Below are 17111 nucleotides of genomic sequence, written 5' to 3' on the forward strand. Positions count from 1 at the left end.
CGCAGGTTGGTTGTCGCGTGGCCGGAGCGTTTCACCGGCGCTTCGGAGCGTACGGTGCAGCCTGACAGACACGAGACCGCGTCGCCCCACGCGGGCCGTCGCGGAGCCCTGCGGGCGGTTGTGGCGATCCCGGTCTGCAACGAGGAGGAGCGGATCGCGGCCTGCCTCACGGCCATCGACGCGCAGGACGGCCTCGCCCCGGGTGACCTCGGGATCCTCCTGTTCCTCAACAACTGCACGGACGGTACGGCGGAGGCCGTCGAGGCGCTGCGCCCGCACCTGCGCTGCGAACTCCTGGTCCGCTTGCAGGACCATGCGGAGGCCACGGCGGGCTGGGCGCGGCGGGAGGCGATGGAGGCCGCGGCGGCCTGGCTCGACGCGGCCGGGGCCACCGAGGCGGCGATCCTCACGACGGACGCCGACAGCCGCGTCCCGGCGGACTGGGTGTCGGCGAACCTCGCGGCGCTCGCCGCGGGCGCCGATGCCGTCGCGGGGCAGATCGCCCTCGACAGCGGCGAGGCGGCGCGGCTGCCGGACGCGCTCCACGCCCGCGGCCGGCTGGAGGGCACTTACGAGGCGCTGCTGACCGAGCTCGAAGCCCTGATCGACCCGCTGCCGCACGACCCCTGGCCGCGCCACCGCACCACCTCGGGCGCAACCCTCGCGGTGCGCCTCGCGACCTACCGCGCCGTCGGCGGCCTGCCGGCGCTTGCCGTCGGGGAGGACCGGGCCTTCGTGTCGGTGCTCCTCGGCAGCGGCGCCCGCGTGCGCCACGACCCCGCGATCGTCGTGGTGACCTCGGGGCGCCTCGAAGGGCGGGCGCCGGGCGGGGCCGCGGACACGATGCGCCTGCGCTGCGCGGTGCCGGAAAGCCCCTGCGACGCCCGGCTGGAGCCCCTCGGGCGCGCCTTGTTGCGCTACGTCGTCCGCCGGCACCTGCGGCGCCTGCACGCGTCTCACCGGGCCGATCGCGGCGGCCTCTGGGCGCCCTTGCTCGGGGTGCCGCGGGCGGCCGCGGAGGCGATCCTCCAGTTGCCGACGCCTGCGCTCGTCTTCGCCGCGGTGGAGGCCGTCAGCCCCCGCCTCGCCGACGCGCCGCTGCGACCCCGCCAGCTCCCGCTGCGAATCGGCGGGGCGCGGCTCCTCCTCGTCGCGGTGCGGACCGCCGCGAAGCTGCGCCGGGCCCTTCGGGCGCGGCGGCCCGCGGGCCCGATCGTCCCGGTCGCGGCGACCGACCGGCCGAACCATGTCTGAGGCCGGCGCCCTCGCCTACTGCGTTCAGAAGCATGCGGCCCGGCGCCTGCACTACGATTTCCGGCTCGAACTCGGCGGCGCCCTGAAGAGCTGGGCGGTGACCCGCGGCCCGAGCCTCGTCGCCGGCGAGCGGCGCCTCGCGGTCGCGGTGGAGGATCACGCCCTCAGCTACGGCGCCTTCGAGGGCGTGATCGAGGCCGGGGCTTACGGCGCCGGGATCGTGCTGCTGTGGGACCGGGGCACCTGGGTGCCGGACGGCGATGCCGAGGCGGCGCTCGCGTCGGGCTCCTTGGCCTTCACGCTGAACGGCAGCAAGCTGACGGGCCGCTGGCGCCTGATGCGGATGAAGCCGCGGCCGCGGGAGCGTCAGCCATCCTGGCTCCTCGTGAAGTCGCGGGACGCCGCGGCCCGGGACCCGGAAGCGCCCGACATCCTTGAGGCGGAGCCGCGCTCGGTCGCCAGCGGCCGGACGCTCGAAGAGATCGCCGCCGCGGCGACCGGACGGAGAGACGATTGAACCAGCTCACCCCGCCACCCCCCGCCTCGACGAGCCCGACCCGCAGCGCGGTCGCGGCCGCCCGCGCGGTCGCCGCCGTCGCGGCGACCCGCGCCGGCGCCCTCGACCGGGACGACGGCTTCCCGGCCGAGGACGTCGCGGATCTCGCCCGCGCCGGGCTGCTGGCCGCGCCGGTCCCCCGCGCGGACGGCGGGGCCGGCCTCGGCGAGGAAGCCGGCGCGCAGGATCTTGCCGCCGTGCTGCGGCTGATCGGGTCCGGCAGCCTCCCGCTCGGGCGCCTCTACGAGGGCCACGTCAACGCGCTCCAGCTCGTTGCCCGCTACGGCTCGGCGCCGCAGCGGGAGCGCCTCTTCGCGGATGCGCACGGAGGCCACCTGTTCGGGGTGTGGAACACGGAAGTGCCGCAGGACGGGCTCACGCTCGCCGGCGACGGCGCGGTGGCGGAGCTCTCGGGCCGGAAGACCTTCGCGTCCGGCGCGGGCTTCGTGACGCGGGCCCTGGTGACGGCGCGCCGCACCCCGGACGCGCCGCCCCTGATGCTCGTGGCGTCCCTGGAGCCCGGCAGCCGGGCCGACCTGTCGCCGTGGCGGGCCCATGGCATGCGTGCGTCCGCCACCGGCACCGTCGACTTCACCGGCCTCTCCGCCGGGCCTGAGGAGATTCTGGGTGGGCCGGACGACTATCACCGCGAGCCGCACTTCTCGGGCGGCGCCTGGCGCTTCGCGGCCGTGCAGGCGGGGGGCATAGAGGCGGTGTACGAGGCTTGGCGCGGACACCTCGCCCGGGCCGGCCGCGGGGCGGATCCGCACCAGCTCGCCCGCCTCGGCGAGGGTGCGATCGCGATGGGCACCGCCCGCCACTGGGTCGAGCGCGCGGCCGCGGTCGTCGCCGCGCAGGATCTCAGCCCGGAACGGACCGTCGCCTTCGTCAACCTCGCGCGCCTCGCCGTCGAGCGGGCCGGCCTCGACGTGCTGCAGCTCGCGCAGCGCTCGGTCGGGCTCCAGGGCTTCCTGCGCGGGCATCCGCTAGAACGCCTCGTGCGCGACCTCTCCACCTACCTGCGCCAGCCGGCGCCCGACCGCGCGCTCACCACTGCCGCCGCCGAGATCCTCGCCGCGGAGGAGGCCGTGGGCGACCTCTGGGCACCCGGCGAGGCGCCGCGCTGATGCAGGCCGAAGCCTTCCTGGCCGCGGCGGAAGCGCTGCCGCTGGCGGAGCTCGACGCCATCGCCCGCGGGCGCGGCCTCGTCGTCGTCGCCCCGCACCCGGACGACGAGAGCCTCGGCTGCGGCGGCCTGATCGCCCTCGCCTGCGTGGCCGGCCTTCCGGTACGCCTCGTCGTGGTGAGCGACGGCGTCGGCTCGCACCCGAACTCGCGGCTCTACCCCCCGGAGCGCCTGCGCGCCCTGCGCGAGGCCGAGACCCGCGAGGCGGCCGCCGCCCTCGGGCTCGCGCCGCAACACGTCCGCTTCCTGCGCCTGCCCGACCGCTTCGTGCCGACGACCGGCCCCGATGCCGAGGCGGCGGTCGCCGCCATCGTCGAGGCCGTCGAGCGCTGCGAGGCGGGGACCCTGTTCGTGACCTGGCGTTACGATCCGCACTGCGACCACGAGGCCTCGGCCGAACTCGCCGCCCGCGCCCTGGCCCGCCTCCCGGGGATCCGCCTCTACGAGTACCCGGTCTGGGGCTGGAGCCTGCCGCCCGGGACGGAGGTCGGCGACCCACCCCGCGGCCTTCGCCTCGATGTCGCCGCCGCGGGCCCCGCCAAGGCGCGGGCCGTCGCCGCGCATCGCTCCCAGACGACCGCCCTCATCGCGGACGACCCGGACGGCTTCCGGCTCGAACCCGCGATGCTCGCGCGCTTCGCTGGACCGTTCGAGATCTTCCTGGAGGTGGCGCCGTGAGCCGATACACGCGCTCGATCCCCGCGAGCTATTTCGACGAGCGCTACGCCGACGACCCGGACCCGTGGCGCTTCGCGACGAGCGACTACGAGCGCGAGAAGTACGCCGCGACGCTCGCCGCGCTGCCGCGGGCCCGCTACGACGCGATTCTCGAGATCGGCTGCTCGATCGGCGTGTTCACCCGCGAGCTTGCCGCGCGCTGCGACGCCATCCTCGGCCTCGACGTCGCGGAGGCGGCGCTCGAACAGGCGCGCATCCGCTGCGCCGACCAGCCTGGAGCCCGGTTCGCGCGCATGCAGGTGCCCGGCGAATGGCCGGAGGGCCGCTTCGACCTGATACTCCTGTCCGAGGTGGTGTACTATCTCGACCGGGCGGACGTTGGGCGCCTCGTCCAGCGCGTCCGTGAGAGCCTCGCCCCGGGCGGCGACGTCGTGCTCGTGCACTGGACCGGCGAGACCCATTATCCCCTGAGCGGCGACGAGGCTGCCGAGGCGTTCCTGCAGGAGGTCGGCGACGCGCTCGACGTCCTCGCCGCCACCCGTGCCGAGGCGTATCGCCTCGACGTGCTCGGCGAGCGTCGCCTCAGCGGGCCAGGACCTGCGCCGCATCCTTCGTGACCGCGACCGCCTCGGAGACGCTGCTCACGAGCTCCGCGATGTCGCGCACGTTGCCGGAGATGGCCGCGACCGCGCCAGCGGCCTCCTGCATCGCCGCCGACATGTCGCGGGTGACGAGGCTCTGCTCCTCCACCGCCGCGGCCGTGCCCATCACGGTCCCGCGCATCGTGTCGACGCTCGCTCCGATGGTCCGCAGGGACTCCACGGCGCGGCCCGAGATCGCCCGCACGCCGTCGATCTCGGCCGTGATCTGCTCGGTTGCCCGGGCCGCCTGGTTGGCGAGGTTCTTCACCTCGGTGGCCACCACCGCGAAGCCGCGGCCGGCCTCGCCCGCGCGGGCTGCCTCGATGGTGGCGTTCAGCGCCAGGAGGTTGATCTGCCCCGCGATCGTCTGGATCAGGCCGACGATGCCGCCCATGGCCGAGGCGGCCTCCACGAGGCGCCCCGTATGGGCGCCCGCCGCCGCGACTTCGGCGTGGGCCTGGTCGGTCGCCTCACGGGCACTCGCCATGCTCTGCGAAATCTCCGCGATCGAGGCGGCGAGTTCCTCGGCCGCCGCCGCCATGGTCTGCACGGTGCCGGAGGTCTGGCCGGCGGCGGCCGCCGCCGTCGCGGCCTCGTCCCTCGAGCGGCCCGCAGCCCCCTCGATCGCCTGGAAGTTCTCGTCGATGAGCCGCCGGAGGTCGGCGAGGAGCCGGACGTGGCCGGTGATGTCGGTGGCGAACTTCACCACCTTGTAGGGCCGCCCGGCCGCATCGAGGATGGGGTTGTAGGACGCCTCGATCCAGACCGGGCGCCCGCCCTTGCCGAGCCGCTTGTACTGCCCGGCCCGGTAGGCGCCGCCGCGGAGCGCGGCCCAGAACTCGGCGTAGTCGGCGCCCGCCGCCACCTCGGGGGGCACGAACATCCGGTGGTGGCGGCCGACGATCTCCTCGCGGTCGTAGCCCGTCACCGACAGGAAGTTGCCGTTGGCGTCGAGCACGTGCCCGTCGAGGTCGAAGGCGATCATCGCCTGCGCCTTGCTGATCGCCGCGATCGTGCCGGCGCGGTCGGCGTCCTCGGCCTTCTGGCGGGTGATGTCGGTGGCGAACTTGACGATCTTCGTCACCCGGCCGCGCCCGTCGAGCACCGGGTTGTAGGACGCCTCGATCCAGACCTCGCGGCCGCCCTTGGCCAACCGCCGGTACTGGGCGGCCTGGAAACGGCCCGCCCGCAGGTCGCCCCAGAAAGTCCGGTAGGCCTCGCTCTCGGCGAAGGCCGGCTCGACGAACAGGCTGTGGTGGCGCCCCTGGATCTCGGCGAGGTCGTAGCCCACCACGGCCAGGAAGTTCGCGTTGGCGTGCAGCACGCGCCCGTCGAGATCGAACTCGATGATCCCCTGCGCCTTGTCGAGGGCCGCGAGTCTCGCGCGCGCCTCGGCTTGTCGTGCCGCTCCAAACATCGCCCGACCCCCTTCTCGACCCGAATGCCAGCCTGGTCGGCACACGCAACTGGAAGTTGCATGTATTCATCGCCGCACGGGGGTTAACATCGGATCAACGCGTGTGACGACACCGCATCGCCCGTCGCTATCGAAGGTCGGGAACGCCCCGCCCTTCCGGGCAGAAGCGGCTCAGCCCCGCGCGTCGGCGACCGCCGGGAGGCGGTCCTGCGCACGGCCCGGGATGACGACGAGGCGCTGCACCTCGCCGCGCAGGAAGGCCTGCAGGAAGCGGGCATAGTCCCGGAAGGAGACGCAGCCGTTCGAGGCGCCGCTCGGGCCGAGCATGTAGGTGTGCGCGAGGAGCCCGACGCGACCGTGCACGGCGGCGCTGCCGCCCACCGGGTTGAGCCGGATCGCCCGGACCCCGTGGAACGCCTCCTCGCGCTCGGTAAGGTCGTAGATGCCGGGCGGCGTCGCGCCGCGCATCTTCACGTGGACTTGGTTCGGGTCGTCCATGCTGGCGCCGAGGCCCGAATGGGCCTCCAGGCGCTCGCCGTTCGGCAGCGTCACGGTGCGGGCGGAGATGTCGTAGACCGCCGTCGCGGCGGTGGACTCGGTGCCGAGGGCCGGGTTGGGGCTGACGCGGGCCCGGGGGCGCACGTCGATGGAGCCGGTCTCCAGGGCCGCGTAGGCGAGCGCGGGGGTCGCCGGACGCTGGATACCGAACAGCTTCTCGAAGAAGTTCGGCTCCTCGGCCGGAGGGGCGGCCGGCGGCGCTGCCGCGACGCGGGCGGTCCGGCGTGCGCCCTCGGCGTTCCGGAGACGGCGCAGTTCCGGGGGGCGCGGCACGGGCAGCGGCACGCTCTGGGCGAGGCGCTGACCTTCCTGGGTGCCGAGATCCGCGGGCGGCGCCGCGAAGAGGCTGGAGGCGTCGAGCGGCGCCCGGAACGTCTCGGGCTCCATGCGCAGCGAGGTCGCCAGGGCCGCGCGCCAGGTCCGGCGGGCGTCGGGCGTGAGCGCCTCGATGGGATCGGGGGCCTCCGGCACCGCCTCGGCCTCGGCGATGACAGAGTCCGCGCCCTCGCCCGGCACGAACTCACGCGCGGCGATGTCGCTCGTCTCGGATTCGCGCACGGCGACATCTGCCCGGATGCTCCCCGATTCCGCGGGCGCGGGAGCCTGCGGGCTCGTGCCGGAGCCCACGTATCCGCCGAGGGCACCGAGGCCGATCAGCGTGGCGAGGACCGCCGCGGGAGCGAGGCTGCCGCGCCCACCGGCCCGGATCGGGTGCGGCGGTGCGGATTCCGGCCGGGATGCCTCAACCATGCGGACGCTGCTCGCCTCTCGTGCGGGTGCCGGACGATCATGCCCCGGCGCCGGGTGGCGCGGGCGATCGAAGCGGCACCGCTCCGACCCCATCGGTCAGGGCCAGGAAGCCGAGCCGGGCGGGCGATTTCTGGGCGACACTGTGAGCGATCTGAGATCGATTATGGTCGCGCGCCGCATTCGGCGGCCTTAATCGGGCGATATGCAATCGCTCGCGCGAGACATACTCGTATTCGCCCGACGACACGCAGCTCAGCCCATTGGCCGGTACAGGCCAGCCGGGGCCGGCTCGGGCGCGGGAGCGCCTCAGCCCTTCTTCTGCGCCTTCATGTAGCTGCCGATCGCGGACTGGCAGTTCGGCGTCAGCTTCGCGCGGTTCTCCTTGAAGCAGGCATGAACCTCCGGGCTGTCGGGCGCGAGGTCGCCGCAATAGGTCAGGTAATCGCCGGTGCAGTACTGCTTGAGCGCCGCGCGATCGGCAGTCGGCGTCGCGTTCGAGGCGGCTTGAGCGCCGAGCGTCGTGGCGACGAGGGCGATGGCGATGCGAATGAGCACGGGCTTATACTCCGGAACAACCCGGGCCTGCCGGGCGCCGTGCGTAGACCAACGGATCTGGACGAGAATGCGGCTCGCACCGTTGGGTCCCCCGGCATCCCGTGCGGTGGCGCACGGTGCCGTGCCGGCGGAACGGCAGCCCACGGCTCGCGCGTCCATAGGATGGCCATGACCCGGAAGGTCTCCGAAGCATTCGCACGAGGCTCTTCGCGAAAGCAAACAGCAGAGCCGCGGCGAGTGCTTGGCGGATGCCGCTCGCCGCGCAGATCAGGGCCATCAAGGATACCTGCCGCGACCGCGCTGAGGATTTCGAGCGCCTGCGTGTCCTCGCTCCGGGCGGCGTCGAGGCCTGCCTCAGGGCCGCCCGAACGGCCGCGCCGCGGAGGCGAGGCCGGCGGTGACGAGCGCCACGACGGCCTCCACGACGGGGTTGTGCCGCGCGCTCGACCAGACCAGCGCCGCCGCCACGATGTCGACGCGCTCCCGCAGGGGCCGGACGCGCACGCTCGCCGGGGCCAGCCGCTCGAAGCGTGACGGCACGAGCGCGAGGCCCTGCCCGCAGGCCACGAATGCGATCTGGGCGTTGATGGAGCGCACCTCGTGCAGGATGCGCGGGGAGAAGCCGGCCCCGTGGCAGGCCGCCACGACGGCGTCGAAGTAGACCGGGCTCAACCTGCGGGAGAACATCGCGAAGTCCTCGTGCGCGAGGCTTGCGAGGGGGATCTCGGCGTCGCCGGCCAGCGTGTGACCCGCGGGCAGCGCGACCGAGAGCCGGTCCTGCGCCACCGGCAGGGTGTGGATCGCCGGCCCGAGCTCGCCTTCAAGGCGCGCCAGGGCAAGGTCGATGTCCCCGGCCACGAGGGCCGGGACCGCCTCGACGCTGTCGATCTCCTTCACGGCCACCGTGAGGCCGGGGTAGTCCGCGCGCAGCCGCTCCACCAGCGGCGGCAGCTCCTCGAGCATCGCCGAGCTGATCGCACCGATCGTCAGGGTCCCGGTCTGCCCGGCGATGGCCTCGCGCACGGCGAGCTCCAGCCGCTCCAGCTGGGCCGCGAAGGTGCGAACCGCCGGCAGGATGGCCGCGCCCGCCGGCGTCAGCTGCGCGCCGCGCCGGTCGCGCGCGAGCAGCTTGACCCCGAGCGCCTGCTCGAGGGCCTGGATCTGCTCCGTCAGCGGCGGCTGCGACAGGCCGAGGCGGCGCGCCGCGCGACCGAAATGCCGCTCCTCCGCCACCGCGAGGAACGACCACAGGTGCCGGATGAGGCGGACGTTGATCATCGGCGGCGCGGCCCGGTCTGCTGATAGGTTTCGCGTATCACGGGGATCCGACCTTCGTATTTTACCTATCAGTCGCGTGGTGGGAAGAGGCGCCCGACCGCCCTCCGTGAGGCCCCATGCCCGCCCCCGCACTCCTCGCCCCGTTCCTGCTCGTGATCCTCGGCCTCGCCGTCACGCCCGGCCCGAACATGATCCACTTGCTGTCGCGCTCGATCGCGCAGGGGCCCCGCGCCGGGCTGATCTCGCTCGCCGGGGCCGCTCTCGGCTTCGTGGCCTACATGCTGTGCGCGGCGCTCGGCATCACGGCCCTGCTGATGACGGTTCCGATCGCCTACGACGTCCTGCGTCTCGGCGGTGCCGGCTACCTCCTGTACCTCGCCTGGCAGGCGGTGCGGCCCGGCGCGCGATCCCCCTTCGAGGCGGGCGTTCGGGGGCCAAGCAGCCCGCTCCGCCTCTTCCTGTCCGGCCTGGTGACGACCCTGCTGAACCCCAAGGCTGCACTCGTCTACCTCGCCCTGCTGCCGCAGTTCGTGGATCCGGGCCGCGGCAGCGTCTTCACGCAGACCCTCGTGCTCGGTGCCCTCCACATCGGCCTGAACGTCGTCGTCGGGACCGGGATCGCGCTGGCCGCCGGCCGGCTGGCCACCGTCCTGACCGGGCGCCCGGCCTGGATGCGGGCGCAGCGCTGGCTTATGGGCGGGGTGCTGGGCATGTTCTCGGTCCGACTCGTCGCGGAGGCGCATCGCTGAGGTGCCGGCCCGCGTTGATGCGCCGGGCTCCCGCCCCGGGTCGGGACGGGCGCGGCACGCGGGGAGACGAGCATGGATGCGGGACCGGCCATCGATGTCGAGCACCTGAGGTCCTGGATCGGGCGCATGCGCGAGGCCGAGGACATCGTGACGCCCCGGATCCTCGCCGAGTACGCCGCGACCCTCGCGCCCCACCTCGCGCCGGTCGAGCCCGACGCGGCACCGCCCGCCCTGCACTGGTGCCTCGCACCGGAGACGCCGCCCGCCGACGCCCTCGGGCCGGACGGGCACGCGGCGCGGGGCGGTTTCCTGCCGCCGGTCCCGCTGCCCCGGCGGATGTGGGCCGGCGGCGCGGTCGAGACCCTCGATGCCCTGCGCCGGGGGGATGCGGTGCGGCGCTGCGAGACCGTCCGGGAAATCGCCGTGAAGGCGGGGCGCAGCGGGCTCCTCTGCTTCGTCACGGTCGAGCACGCGATCAGCACCGCGCGGGGCCTCGCCATCCGCGAGCGCCAGGACATCGTCTACCGGGAGGCCGCGGGTGCCACCGGCGGCGCGGCCGAGCCAGCCCGCGGGCGGACCGCGGACTACGCCGTCGTCTGGACGGTTCCCGCCACGCCGACGCTCCTGTTCCGCTACTCCGCGATGACCTTCAACGGACACCGCTTCCACTACGACCGCCCCTACGCCGTCGCGGTGGAGGGCTACGACGACCTCGTGGTGCACGGCCCGCTCCAGGCGAGCCTGCTCATGAACCTCGCCGCCAGCCTGACGGGCGCCGTGCCGGGGCGCTTCGCCTACCGGAGCCGCGCGCCGCTGACCGCGAACCAGACGGTCCGGGTCTGCGGGCGCCTCGACCCGGCGGGACGCTTCACCGGCGTCACCCTGGCGGAGGACGACCGGATCTGCATGGAGGCCGAGGCCGGCTGAGGCGGCCCGCCGGCCTCCCCCTACGCGAAGGCTCCGGCGTTGACCTCGCTGGCGCGCACGCCCGCGAGTTCCACGGCGCCGCCGCCCGACAGCACCAGCAGGGCGTTGCCGGTGCTGCTCGTCGTCAGCGCGTAGCTCTGCCCCTGCAGGTCGAGCCGGTCCCCCTGCGCCTGGCTAAAGCCGAGGACGAGGTCGTAGCCGGCATTCGCCCCGATCACGTAGCGGTCGGCGCCGAGGTCGCCCGACAGCACGTCGTCGCCGAGATCCCCCGAGAGGATGTCGTCGCCCTGCCCCCCGTAGAGCACGTCGTTGCCCTGGCCGCCGAACAGCAGGTCGTTGCCGTCGTTGCCGAACAGGACGTCCCGGCCGATATTGCCGAGGACGAGGTCGTCGCCCTGGCCCCCGTAGATGCCGTCGTCGCCCTGGCCGCCCCAGAGCGTGTCCGCGCCCTGGTTGCCGAACAGCAGGTCGTCGCCCTGGTTGCCGTAGACGACGTCGTTGCCGCCCCCCGCCACCGCCGTGTCGTTGCCGCCGAGCAGCAGCACCTCCTGGGCGAGCGGCCCGTAGCTCACGAGGTCCGCCCCCTCCGTGCCGGTGCGCGGCTGCAGGACCGGGACGCCGACATCCGTCAGGATCGCGAGGTCGAGGTCGTTGATGACGTAGCGCGCGCCCCGGTAGACCGCGACGCCGTTCATGAGCCCGGCGAGAGGGTTGGTGCCGGGCGGCTCGGCGATGTTCCCGTAGTGGCCGTAATTGCCCACCGTGAGCGGCACGGGCCCGCCGAACACGGCCTGCGCGGTCGCGCCGTAGAAGCCGAGGCCGCCGTTGAAGCCCGTGACGTTCAGGTCGAAGGTGTTGAGGCTATTGCCCGGGAGCACGCCGGTGCCGCCGTCGCGCAGGCCGTTGAAGCCGAGGCCGTGGCCGAGGCTGTGCGTGAAGATCGAGAAGGCGTCCGTGCGGTCCAGCGGACCGTCGTAGAGCGCGGAATCCGCGGACGGATCGTACCAGAGCTCGTTGCGGGCGTAGTTCGGGTCGAGCCGGATCGTGATGTCGGGCCCCGCGCCGTTCGGATCCACGCCCGTCGCCAGCTCGAACGGCGTGCCATCCTCCAGGAGCGTGTAGCTGCCGTAGGTTCCGATCGGCACGCTGACCGTGCTGGCCGCCTGGGCGTCGCCCACCGGAGCGATGACGATCGCCACCTCGATGGCGGCGCTGCTGTTGATGAACTGCGCCCAGTAGGCGCCGGCCTGGACGGCGGTCGCGAGGATCTGCCCGCGCAGGTCCGCGACCTGGTTGTTCGGGTCGCTCAGCGTGAAGGTGAAGTTCGGATGAGGTGCCATGGGGCGGCTCCGGGAGGCGCATCCGGCCCGTGAGGCGGCATGCGGCGGTTGCGTTCGCCTCGTGCCGGCCGGGCGGAGGTTTCCGCCGCTGCGCCGTGAGGCCCTACCACAAGTTGTAGGAACGCCGTGAGCCGGGGCAATCTACCTAAGCAGTTCGCGAAGAGGAGTTGGGGCGAAGGCTTGCGTCAACGTTAACGTCGTGGGGGATCGACGCGTGCTCGACAGCCAACGCTTGTCGGCCGACCGGATAGCTTGATTGAAGCCTGCCAGCATTCCTGTTCCAATCCGACTTAGAAAAAGACCAATCTAGGCAGGAAATTTCATGCCACGGTACGAGTCCTGGAACGCGGCGCGCGCCGCCGGAATCGTAGCAGAGCACGCTCATCTCGAAGGCGCGACCCTCCCGATCCTGCACGCCCTGCAGGAGACCTTCGGCTACGTGGACGGTGAGGCGACGCAGATCATCGCCGATGCCCTGAACCTGTCGCGGGCCGAGGTCCATGGCTGCATCACCTTCTACCACGACTTCCGCAGCCACCCGGCCGCCGCCCGCACGGTGAAGCTCTGCCGTGCGGAGGCCTGCCAGGCCGTGGGGTCGAACCGCCTGCACGGCGAGATCCTGGGTCGCCTGCAGGTCGACTGGCACGGCACCAGCGCTTCGGGCGTCACCGTCGAGCCGGTCTACTGCCTCGGGCTCTGCGCCAACGGGCCCGCGGCCCTCGTCGACGGCGAGCCCGTCGCGCACCTGACGGCCGACGGCCTCGAGGCCGCCCTGGCGGAGGCCCAGTGATGAGCGTCACCGTCTTCATCCCGCGCGACGCCGTCGCCCTAGGCCTCGGCGCGAACCGCGTCGCCCGCCAGCTCTTCGCCGGAGCCGAGCGGCGCGGCCTCGACGTCACCATCGTGCGCACCGGCTCGCGCGGCCTGTTCTGGCTGGAGCCGATGGTCGAGGTCGCGACCCCGGCCGGGCGCGTGGCCTACGGGCCGGTGACGGCCGGCGACGTCGAGGCGCTGCTCGATGCCGGCCTCTGCGAGGGCGGCGCGCACCCCCTGCGCCTCGGCGATCCGGATCAGATCCCCTACCTCGCCCGCCAGCAGCGGCTCACCTTCCACCGCTGCGGCGTCGTCGATCCCGTGAGCGTCGCGGATTACCGCGCGCACGGCGGCTATCGCGGCCTCGAAGCCGCCCTGCGCCTCGACCAGGAGGGCATCGTCGGGCAGGTGCGCGATTCCGGGCTGCGCGGCCGCGGCGGCGCGGGTTTCCCGGCGGGCATCAAGTGGAACACCGTGATGCTCGCGCAGAGCGACCGGAAATACGTCGTCTGCAATGCCGATGAGGGCGATTCCGGTACCTTTGCGGACCGGATGATGATGGAAGGTGACCCCTTCTCCCTCATCGAGGGCATGACGATCGCCGGCATCGCGGTCGGCGCCACGCGGGGCTACATCTACCTGCGCTCCGAGTATCCGCAGGCCTTCGCGACCCTGAAGGAGGCGATCGCCGAGGGCGAGCGGGCGGGCGTGCTCGGCGCCGACGTGATGGGCTCGGGCAAGGCCTTCCACCTGGAGGTCCGCCTCGGGGCCGGCGCCTATATTTGCGGCGAGGAGACCTCGCTCCTCGAGAGCCTGGAGGGCCGCCGCGGCATCGTGCGGGCCAAGCCCCCGATCCCGGCGCTCAAGGGGTTCATGGGGCGCCCGACCCTCGTCAACAACGTCATGACCTTCACGGCCGTGCCCTGGATCCTGGAGAACGGCGGGGCGGCCTACGCCGCCTACGGCCAGGGCCGCTCCCTCGGCACCCTGCCGATCCAGCTCGCCGGCAACGTGCGGCACGGCGGGCTGATCGAGATCGCCTTCGGGATCACCCTGCGCGAGGTCATCGAGGGCTTCGGCGGCGGCACCCGCTCGGGCCGGCCGGTGCGGGCGGTGCAGGTGGGCGGGCCGCTCGGCGCCTACTTCCCCGACCACCTTCTCGACACGCCCCTCGACTACGAGGCCATGGCGGCCAACAAGGGCCTCGTCGGCCACGGCGGCATCGTGGTCTTCGACGACACCGTCGACATGGCCGCCCAGGCCCGCTTCGCCTTCGAGTTCTGCGCCACGGAGTCCTGCGGCAAGTGCACGCCCTGCCGGATCGGCGCGACCCGCGGCGTCGAGACCATGGACAAGGTCATCGCGGGCATCCGTCCGCGGGAGAACCTGAAGGTGGTCGAGGACCTCTGCGAGGTCATGACCGACGGATCCCTCTGCGCCATGGGCGGGCTGACGCCGATGCCCGTGATGAGCGCGATCACCCATTTCCCGGAAGATTTTTCGCGCGGCGGCGACCTGCCGGTCGCAGCGGAGTGAGGAGCGGTCCCATGGGCCTCATCAAGGAAGTCGATTTCGGCACCCCGATCCGCGTCTCGGATCAGAGCGTGACCCTGACGATCGACGGCGTGCCCGTCACGGTGCCGGCGGGCAGCTCGGTGATGGCGGCCGCCATGAGCATGGGGACGCAGATCCCGAAGCTCTGCGCCACCGACTCGCTGGAGCCCTTCGGCTCCTGCCGCCTCTGCCTCGTGGAGATCGAGGGGCGCCGGGGCACCCCCGCCTCCTGCACCACGCCCGCCGAGAACGGCATGGTGGTGCGCACGCAAGGGGACAAGCTCGCCCGCCTGCGCAAGGGCGTGATGGAGCTCTACATCTCCGACCATCCCCTCGACTGCCTGACCTGCGCGGCGAACGGCGACTGCGAGTTGCAGGACATGGCCGGTGCCGTGGGCCTGCGCGAGGTCCGCTACGGCTACGAGGGCGACAACCACGTCAAGCCGACCGCCGAGAAGTACCTGCCCAAGGACGAGTCGAACCCCTACTTCACCTACGACCCGTCGAAGTGCATCGTCTGCAACCGCTGCGTGCGCGCCTGCGAGGAGACCCAGGGCACCTTCGCGCTCACCATCGCGGGCCGCGGCTTCGACAGCCGCGTCGCGGCGGGCCCGACGAGCTTCATGGACTCGGAGTGCGTCTCCTGCGGCGCCTGCGTGCAGGCCTGCCCGACCGCGACGCTCCAGGAGAAGTCCGTCATCGCCATGGGCCAGCCGGAGCACTCGGCGGTGACGACCTGCGCCTATTGCGGCGTCGGCTGCGCCTTCAAGGCCGAGATGCAGGGCGACCGGGTGGTGCGCATGGTGCCCTACAAGGGCGGCCGCGCGAACGAGGGCCATTCCTGCGTGAAGGGCCGCTTCGCCTACGGCTACGCCACCCACAAGGACCGGATCACCAAGCCGATGATCCGGGAGAAGATCACCGATCCGTGGCGGGAGGTGAGCTGGGAGGAGGCGATCGACCGCGCAGCGTCCGAGTTCAAGCGCATCCAGGCGACCTACGGCCGGGACGCGGTCGGCGGCATCACCTCGTCCCGCTGCACCAACGAGGAGGCCTACCTCGTCCAGAAGCTCGTGCGCGCGGCCTTCGGCAACAACAACGTCGACACCTGCGCCCGCGTCTGCCACTCGCCCACCGGCTACGGGCTGATGTCGACGCTCGGCACCTCCGCGGGCACGCAGGACTTCAAGTCCGTCGAGCAGTCGGACGTGATCCTCGTGATCGGTGCGAACCCGACGGACGGTCACCCCGTCTTCGGCTCGCGCATGAAGAAGCGGCTGCGGGCCGGCGCCAAGCTGATCGTGGCCGATCCCCGCCGCATCGACCTCGTGCGCTCGCCCCACATCCGGGCCGATCACCACCTGCCGCTCAAGCCCGGCTCCAACGTCGCCTTCATCAACGCGATGGCCCACGTCATCGTCACCGAGGGCCTCGTCGACGAGGAGTACGTGCGTGCGCGCTGCGACCTCGGGGACTTCGAGTCCTGGGCCCGCTTCATCGCCGACGAGCGGCATGCGCCGGAAGCGCAGGCCGCGGTGATCGGGGTCGACCCGGCCGAGATCCGCGCCGCCGCCCGGCTCTACGCGCAAGGGGGCAACGCCGCGATCTACTACGGGCTCGGCGTCACCGAGCACAGCCAGGGCTCGACCATGGTGATGGGCATGGCCAACCTCGCCATGGCCACCGGCAACATCGGCAAGGTCGGCGCGGGCGTGAACCCGCTCCGGGGCCAGAACAACGTCCAGGGCTCCTGCGACATGGGCTCGTTCCCGCACGAGCTGCCCGGCTACCGGCACGTCTCGGACGATGCCACGCGCGACGCGTTCGAATCGCTGTGGGGCGCCAAGCTCGACTCCGCGCCGGGCCTGCGCATCACCAACATGCTCGACGAGGCCGTCGAGGGCACCTTCAAGGGGATGTACATCCAGGGCGAGGACATCGCCCAGTCCGACCCCGACACCCACCACGTCACGGCCGGCCTCACCGCGATGGAGTGCATCGTCGTCCAGGACCTGTTCCTGAACGAGACCGCCAAGTACGCCCACGTCTTCCTGCCGGGCGCCTCGTTCCTGGAGAAGGACGGCACCTTCACGAACGCCGAGCGGCGCATCAGCCGCGTGCGCAAGGTGATGGAGCCGCTCGGCGGCTACGGCGACTGGGAGGGCACGATCCTGCTCGCCGAGGCCCTCGGCTACCCGATGCGCTACAGCCACCCCTCGGAGATCATGGACGAGATCGCCGCGCTCACCCCGAGCTTCACCGGCGTCTCCTACGCAAAGCTCGACGCGCTCGGCTCGGTGCAGTGGCCCTGCAACGACGCGGCGCCGATGGGCACGCCGATGATGCACGTCGACCGCTTCGTGCGCGGCCTCGGCAAGTTCATGATCACCGAGTTCGTGGCGACCGAGGAGCGCACGGGCCCGCGCTTCCCCCTCATCCTCACCACGGGCCGCATCCTCTCGCAGTACAATGTCGGCGCGCAGACCCGGCGCACCGAGAACTCCCGCTGGCACGAGGAGGACGTGCTGGAGATCCACCCCTTCGACGCGGAGACCCGCGGGATCGTCGACGGCGACCTCGTGGCGCTGGAAAGCCGCTCGGGCGACATCGCCCTGAAGGCGCGGGTCAGCGAGCGGATGCAGCCGGGCGTCGTCTACACGACGTTCCACCACGCGAAGACCGGCGCCAACGTCATCACCACCGACTACTCGGACTGGGCCACGAACTGCCCGGAGTACAAGGTCACGGCGGTGCAGGTCCGGCGCACGAACCGGCCGTCCGACTGGCAGGCGCGCTTCTTCGAGGAGGATTTCTCGCTGACGCGCATCGCCCAGGCCCTCGACGCGGCGGAGTGA

General features: G+C 72.7%; 15 protein-coding genes. 10 read left to right on the forward strand and 5 right to left on the reverse strand.

Translation table 11 applies throughout. The features are described from left to right. Positions 1 to 54: 54 nt before the first annotated feature. The 5 genes from ACLBXP_RS08730 to ACLBXP_RS08750 are packed head-to-tail and all read left to right on the forward strand — an operon-like array spanning position 55 to position 4291. The gene (locus ACLBXP_RS08730; RefSeq protein WP_447667244.1) at positions 55 to 1254 is read left to right on the forward strand and encodes a glycosyltransferase; all 1200 of its coding nucleotides are present in this window, start codon (positions 55 to 57) and stop codon (positions 1252 to 1254) included. Beyond that, the gene (locus ACLBXP_RS08735) at positions 1247 to 1771 is read left to right on the forward strand and encodes a DNA polymerase ligase N-terminal domain-containing protein (RefSeq protein ID WP_447667245.1); all 525 of its coding nucleotides are present in this window, start codon (positions 1247 to 1249) and stop codon (positions 1769 to 1771) included. The genes ACLBXP_RS08730 and ACLBXP_RS08735 overlap by 8 nt, the downstream gene beginning before the upstream one ends. Next, positions 1768 to 2937: an acyl-CoA dehydrogenase family protein gene (locus tag ACLBXP_RS08740; RefSeq protein WP_447667246.1), complete on the forward strand. Its 1170-nt coding sequence runs from the start codon at positions 1768 to 1770 to the stop codon at positions 2935 to 2937. The genes ACLBXP_RS08735 and ACLBXP_RS08740 overlap by 4 nt, the downstream gene beginning before the upstream one ends. Beyond that, complete coding sequence (locus ACLBXP_RS08745) at positions 2937 to 3674, forward strand: PIG-L deacetylase family protein (RefSeq protein WP_447667247.1); 738 nt, start codon at positions 2937 to 2939, stop codon at positions 3672 to 3674. The genes ACLBXP_RS08740 and ACLBXP_RS08745 overlap by 1 nt, the downstream gene beginning before the upstream one ends. Next, on the forward strand, positions 3671 to 4291 hold the full coding sequence (locus ACLBXP_RS08750) for a class I SAM-dependent DNA methyltransferase (protein WP_447667248.1): 621 nt from the start codon (positions 3671 to 3673) through the stop codon (positions 4289 to 4291). The genes ACLBXP_RS08745 and ACLBXP_RS08750 overlap by 4 nt, the downstream gene beginning before the upstream one ends. Here the strand turns inward: ACLBXP_RS08750 and ACLBXP_RS08755 are convergent. The 4 genes from ACLBXP_RS08755 to ACLBXP_RS08770 all read right to left on the reverse strand — a co-directional run bounded on the left by ACLBXP_RS08755 (position 4257) and on the right by ACLBXP_RS08770 (position 8873). Beyond that, positions 4257 to 5732 carry a methyl-accepting chemotaxis protein gene (locus ACLBXP_RS08755; RefSeq protein WP_447667249.1) on the reverse strand — a complete coding sequence of 492 codons (1476 nt, stop codon included), beginning with the start codon at positions 5730 to 5732 and terminating at the stop codon, positions 4257 to 4259. The two genes, ACLBXP_RS08750 and ACLBXP_RS08755, sit on opposite strands and share 35 nt — an antisense overlap. Positions 5733 to 5903: 171 nt before the next feature. Further along, entirely contained in the window at positions 5904 to 7040 is a 1137-nt protein-coding gene (locus ACLBXP_RS08760; protein ID WP_447667250.1) for a DUF2778 domain-containing protein, read from the reverse strand. A gap of 306 nt (positions 7041 to 7346) precedes the next feature. Next, a complete protein-coding gene (locus ACLBXP_RS08765) occupies positions 7347 to 7595 on the reverse strand; it encodes a hypothetical protein (RefSeq protein WP_447667251.1) in 249 nt (82 codons plus the stop codon). Between the two features lie 354 nt (positions 7596 to 7949). Then, positions 7950 to 8873, reverse strand: coding sequence for a LysR family transcriptional regulator (locus ACLBXP_RS08770; RefSeq protein WP_447667252.1), 924 nt, complete (start codon positions 8871 to 8873; stop codon positions 7950 to 7952). A gap of 116 nt (positions 8874 to 8989) precedes the next feature. Here ACLBXP_RS08770 and ACLBXP_RS08775 point away from each other — a divergent pair, with 116 nt between their 5' ends. Both ACLBXP_RS08775 and ACLBXP_RS08780 read left to right on the forward strand, forming a co-directional pair. Next, positions 8990 to 9622 carry a LysE family translocator gene (locus ACLBXP_RS08775; RefSeq protein WP_447667253.1) on the forward strand — a complete coding sequence of 211 codons (633 nt, stop codon included), beginning with the start codon at positions 8990 to 8992 and terminating at the stop codon, positions 9620 to 9622. Between the two features lie 72 nt (positions 9623 to 9694). Continuing rightward, a complete protein-coding gene (locus ACLBXP_RS08780; RefSeq protein ID WP_447667254.1) occupies positions 9695 to 10549 on the forward strand; it encodes an FAS1-like dehydratase domain-containing protein in 855 nt (284 codons plus the stop codon). 20 nt (positions 10550 to 10569) lie between these two features. Here the strand turns inward: ACLBXP_RS08780 and ACLBXP_RS08785 are convergent, their stop codons facing one another. Next, positions 10570 to 11889, reverse strand: coding sequence for a calcium-binding protein (locus ACLBXP_RS08785; RefSeq protein ID WP_447667255.1), 1320 nt, complete (start codon positions 11887 to 11889; stop codon positions 10570 to 10572). 322 nt (positions 11890 to 12211) lie between these two features. Here ACLBXP_RS08785 and ACLBXP_RS08790 point away from each other — a divergent pair, with 322 nt between their 5' ends. From ACLBXP_RS08790 to fdhF, 3 genes are read left to right on the forward strand one after another with little or no spacing between them, the layout of a single operon-like run. Further along, positions 12212 to 12679 (forward strand): formate dehydrogenase subunit gamma, encoded by a 468-nt coding sequence (locus ACLBXP_RS08790; protein WP_447667256.1) that lies wholly within the window; start codon positions 12212 to 12214, stop codon positions 12677 to 12679. Next, the gene (locus tag ACLBXP_RS08795) at positions 12679 to 14238 is read left to right on the forward strand and encodes a formate dehydrogenase beta subunit (RefSeq protein ID WP_447667257.1); all 1560 of its coding nucleotides are present in this window, start codon (positions 12679 to 12681) and stop codon (positions 14236 to 14238) included. Before ACLBXP_RS08790 ends, ACLBXP_RS08795 begins: the two co-directional genes overlap by 1 nt. Positions 14239 to 14249: 11 nt before the next feature. Then, on the forward strand, positions 14250 to 17111 hold the full coding sequence (gene fdhF, locus ACLBXP_RS08800) for a formate dehydrogenase subunit alpha (protein WP_447667258.1): 2862 nt from the start codon (positions 14250 to 14252) through the stop codon (positions 17109 to 17111).

The organism is Methylobacterium sp. A54F (genome assembly GCF_053346035.1).